The sequence below is a fragment of the Blautia sp. DFI.3.45 genome, from assembly GCF_020593505.1.
In the GTDB taxonomy this organism is placed as follows: domain Bacteria; phylum Bacillota; class Clostridia; order Lachnospirales; family Lachnospiraceae; genus Blautia_A; species Blautia_A wexlerae.
Genome location: NZ_JAJDMI010000096.1, coordinates 1 through 2,996, shown reverse-complemented (window position 1 = coordinate 2,996; position 2,996 = coordinate 1). Strand labels below are relative to the sequence as shown.

3 protein-coding genes and 2 pseudogenes are annotated in these 2,996 nt (G+C 38.8%); 3 read left to right on the top strand and 2 right to left on the bottom strand.

Annotation, left to right across the window (positions count from 1 at the left end; genetic code table 11):
* Positions 1-200, top strand: a pseudogene (locus LJE09_RS16905) (hypothetical protein); the annotation flags it as partial.
* Between the two features lie 182 nt (positions 201-382).
* Here LJE09_RS16905 and LJE09_RS16900 read toward each other — a convergent pair.
* Positions 383-622: a DUF6061 family protein gene (locus LJE09_RS16900; RefSeq protein WP_007882989.1), complete on the bottom strand. Its 240-nt coding sequence runs from the start codon at positions 620-622 to the stop codon at positions 383-385.
* Positions 623-1,047: 425 nt separating this feature from the next.
* On the opposite strand from LJE09_RS16900, the gene LJE09_RS16895 reads away from it, so the two are divergent.
* The gene (locus LJE09_RS16895; protein WP_118338682.1) at positions 1,048-1,956 is read left to right on the top strand and encodes a LysR family transcriptional regulator; all 909 of its coding nucleotides are present in this window, start codon (positions 1,048-1,050) and stop codon (positions 1,954-1,956) included.
* An 89-nt stretch (positions 1,957-2,045) separates the two neighbouring features.
* Positions 2,046-2,630, top strand: coding sequence for a LysE family transporter (locus LJE09_RS16890; RefSeq protein WP_118338681.1), 585 nt, complete (start codon positions 2,046-2,048; stop codon positions 2,628-2,630).
* A gap of 137 nt (positions 2,631-2,767) precedes the next feature.
* Here LJE09_RS16890 and LJE09_RS16885 read toward each other — a convergent pair.
* Positions 2,768-2,996: pseudogene (locus LJE09_RS16885) on the bottom strand (cupin domain-containing protein); the annotation flags it as partial.

The following is a 2,996-nucleotide window of genomic DNA, read 5'->3' as shown; positions in this document are numbered from 1 at the left end:
AGGAGCTGTCCATTGATTGCACCTTGGAGATTACGGAAGGTACTGCAAAAGTATTCTGGATTTCTGGATCTGATGAAGCAGTCACTTTGATTGAAGCAACCGGAACTTATAGTGACACAATTACACTTCCTGATGCTGGAAATTATATCGGCATTGAATGTGAGAATTTCACTGGAAACATTGAATTAAATATTAAATAATACTCTGCCGGACGACGGCAAAAGAAAAAAGCCGTCGTAGAGCAGACAATTTGACACGCCCATTTGAAACGGCGGCTTTGATTTTCAGAGCCGCCGTTTCTTTGCGTTTACACAAACCTATGATGAATTTTCTGGAAATATTGTAGCTAATAGTGATTTAAACTGTTGTATTTGTTTAAAAATCAAAATATTTCTAATGAGTCTTCCGCATCTACCCACATCTGTAGATTTCCATCAAGATATAACCTTGCATATTCAAGAGGGTCATCAATGGCGAGTGCGTTTAATGCACAGTCTGATCCAGGTGTAGTCTTTAAATTCTTTTCAGCTTCCCAGCAGTCAATGCGAAGCATATAGCCGGCACTGGTATAAACATCAATACTGTTGCACTGTGGATTGTATTCTGCAAATATTGTTCTCATCGTATCCCATCTCCTTATTATTCAATCAACCATTAATTGTAAAAATTAAGAAGTATTTCAATCAGTTCACCATGTCAGTTTTATTTTGTGTTATACTGTTTTATAGATTTTTCTTGGTTTCCGCTGCCGCTCTTCGTTCCACTACGGTCGGTTCAGAGCCAACGTCCACTGGACGTTGTGAACCGGTCGGCACAGAGCAGAGGTCCACCGGACCTCTTGTGCCCTTGTATTTTCCCTTATCAGAGTTCGTAAACTTATATGGGAAGAGATAACACAAGAGAAACAATAAGGGAAAGCTCACCTGCGATAAATCCAGTGTTTTCAAGGGTCTGCGGAGAATTTAATAACAAAATATAACAGATATTAAATCTCTTAAAACAGGTGAAATCTCAATCGGAATTTGTAAGAATAAAAAGGGTAAAGAAATGACCGTTCAACAATTAAAATATATTTTGAAGGTAGCAGAAGTCGGTTCAATTACCGAAGCTGCGAAACTGCTTTTTATATCACAACCAAGTCTTTCCAATTCTATTAAAGAAACGGAAACAGAAGCAGGCATCACCATTTTTCTCCGCAGCAGAACAGGAATTACTCTGACAAAAGAAGGTACTGAATTTCTCGGTTATGCTCGTCAAGTGATACAGCAAATGGAGCTGTTGGAGGATCGGTATATTACAAACCTGCCAGAGAAGGTGACATTTGGAGTATCTTCTCAGCACTATACTTTTACGGAAAACGCTTTTGTGGAATTAGTCAAGCGCTTTGGACAAGAACGATATGCCTTTTATTACAATGAAACCGGAACACATCAGATATTGGATGATGTGAAAAATCGTGTCTGTGATTTGGGCATTCTTTATTTATCGCATGAAAACGAAGTCGTCATGCGGAAAGCGATAGAGGAAAACCATCTGGTGTTTACCGAGCTATTTGCAGCAAAGCCTCATGTTTTTTTGCAAAAAGATCACCCATTGGCATCGAAAAAAGTAGTTTCCGTTCATGACCTTGCACCTTATCCACGGTTAAACTTTGTGCAGGGAGAGTATGAATCTGTCTATTTTTCAGAGGAACTATTCAGCTCCATCCCGGTGGATAAGGAAATCCGGGTCAATGACAGAGGGGCTATTGTCAACTTCATGCTTGGACTGAATGCCTATACTATTTCCAGTGGTATTTTCCCGAAATATTTGAACGGAGAAAATATCATCTCCGTTCCGCTTGCAGAAAATGAGACAATGCATATTGGATATGTGCTGAATGAACATCAGGAATTAAGCGAACTTGGAAAAAGCTATCTGGAAGAATTGCGGAAATACGCTCCAGTCAATCCATAGTCATAGGATATGGATAATCATATAAAATAGGTGTTATGTATGCACCGCTGTCTGCTGATATAATAATAGCAGAAAGGTGGTCGATGATTATGCCTATGGCGGTACTGAGCAATTTTTTGATTTATTGCATTATAAATGCCTTTACGCCTGGACCGGGAAATATTCTGGCATTAAATACCGTAACAAACTATGGATATAAAAAAGGAAAGCCGCTGTTCTTTGGAATTTTTGCAGGCTACTATGTAGTGCAAATCTTATGTGCAATTTTTGTATATGGGGTTAATTCTTTGCTTCCGAATGTAATGGAAGTGATGAAGTACATCGGAGCAGCCTACATCCTGTGGCTTGCGATTCATATTGCTTTCAGTAAGCCGACCTCAGAAAACACAGAGCAATCCGCAGCGTTTCTGAAAGGCTTCATGCTGCAATTTGTCAATGTGAAGATCTATATGTTCGGAGTTACCGCACTAACGGGTTATGTTTTAGGATATATGTCCTCTTTTCCGGCTTTGCTGTTTTTTGAGCTGGTTATTGCAACGATCGGAACGATCGCAACCTGTACTTGGATTGGCTTGGGCGTACTGATTCAGAAGTTTTATCTGCGGCATTTCCGTGTCATTAACATTATCCTTGCACTAACATTACTGGAGTGCATTTGGGGAATGTTAAGATAATTGTTGCTTTGAACGCAATTCTAATTAATAAATTCAAGTTTGAAAAATTGAGAAATCGTAAAATTGAAGAAAAAAGAAAAGCACAGTTCTTCTTAGCTTATCGGGAACTGTGCTTTTCTGTAAATAAATACTTTTAATTAGCCGATTACAGCATCCTCTGCTGTAAAATGTTCCAGAGAATTTTCCTTTACCTGAATGCAGATATAAGTAATTCCGGAAATATCGGATGCAAAAAACTGACGCTTTGCAGCAGGTGCGATTTTTAGCCAGTCTCCAGTTGAAAGGCTAATTTCTTCTCCATCAATTATGGTTTTGCCGTTACCTGAAAGAATTCCATAGATTTCTTCATTTTCTTTATGAGAATGA